Annotated in this window: 1 protein-coding gene and 1 pseudogene; both read left to right on the top strand. The window is 42.7% G+C overall.

Annotation, left to right across the window (positions count from 1 at the left end; genetic code table 11):
• Nucleotides 1-91: 91 nt before the first annotated feature.
• The gene (locus FYJ57_RS15050; protein WP_154433284.1) at nucleotides 92-601 is read left to right on the top strand and encodes a helix-turn-helix domain-containing protein; all 510 of its coding nucleotides are present in this window, start codon (nucleotides 92-94) and stop codon (nucleotides 599-601) included.
• Nucleotides 583-1184: pseudogene (locus tag FYJ57_RS15045) on the top strand (IS630 family transposase); the annotation flags it as partial. The gene FYJ57_RS15050 and the pseudogene FYJ57_RS15045, both read left to right, overlap by 19 nt.

The following is a 1184-nucleotide window of genomic DNA, read 5'->3' as shown; positions in this document are numbered from 1 at the left end:
CTAGTGTACTGACACGTTGATATTTGAATTAATGTTCTTTTCTTGATATAATTGCCATAGATGATAAAATATGTCTATGGAGGTTATTATTATGGCACGCCCTAAGAAAAATAGAGTTCAATTATCTGACACCGATGTAAAAAAACTTAAAGGAATCCTGAAAAATAAGGATACATCTCAAACCATTGCTAATCGTTGCCGGATTCTTTTGGCTCTGGATGAAAATCATCCGCCTGTACAAACCTATGACCAATGCATAGGTTTATTCTGCGTCAGCCGTGCCACTATATCAAATGTGGCAAAAACCTTTGTCCAGGATGGTCTGGATGCAGTGCTTAAGCTCAAACGGAACATCAATTCCAACAATGCCCGCCGTAAAGTTGACGGGCGTATGGAAGCAAGAATTGTCGAAATCGCCTGCGGACCTGTTCCGGAAGGTCATGCCCGGTGGACAATCAGGCTTCTTGAGAATCAGGCAAAAATAGAATTTGATGAACCGATCAGCCGGGAAGCAATCCGCAGAACCTTAAAAAAAACCGGCTTAGACCTCACCGCAGCCAATACTGGTGCCTACCAAACAAAGCAGACGCAGAATTCGTAGCGTGTATGGAAGATGTCCTTGACGTTTATGAAATGCCTTATAATCCTGCAATTCCAGTAGTCTGCATGGATGAAAAGCCTTATCAGCTACTGGGCGAGGTACGGGATTCGTGGGCTATGCGTCCAGGAGACGACAAAAAGGTGGATTCTGAATATAGCCGCAACGGAACGTGCAGCATTTTTGCCTTTATCGAACCACTTGGAGGGATGCACCATGTAAGTGTACGGGAACACCGCACAGCAAAAGACTGGGCAGAGGAAATAAAGTATCTGTCTGATGTCATGTATCCCAGTGCTGAAAAGATTCTTCTGGTAATGGACAATCTGAACACGCATGCACCTTCTTCCCTATACAAAGCATTTACACCAAAAGAAGCCCGACGGATTTTAAAACGGCTTGAGATACATTATACACCCAAACATGGAAGCTGGCTTAATATTGCGGAAATTGAATTAAATGTAATGACACGGCAATGTCTTTCAAGACGAATCAGTTCCATTGAACATCTTCAAAGAGAACTATCCGTTTGGGAAAACGAACGCAACAGTAATGAAGATGGCGTAAACTGGCAATTTAAAACAAA

Source organism: Oliverpabstia intestinalis (assembly GCF_009696065.1).
Lineage (GTDB): Bacteria > Bacillota > Clostridia > Lachnospirales > Lachnospiraceae > Oliverpabstia > Oliverpabstia intestinalis.
The sequence above is the reverse complement of the archived record's forward strand: the minus strand, read 5'-3'. Positions and strand labels throughout refer to the sequence as shown.

Coding starts and splice junctions, on each gene's coding strand:
- FYJ57_RS15050 (WP_154433284.1), top strand. CDS start 92: ATGGCACGCCCTAAGAAAAATAGAGTTCAATTATCTGACACCGATGTA.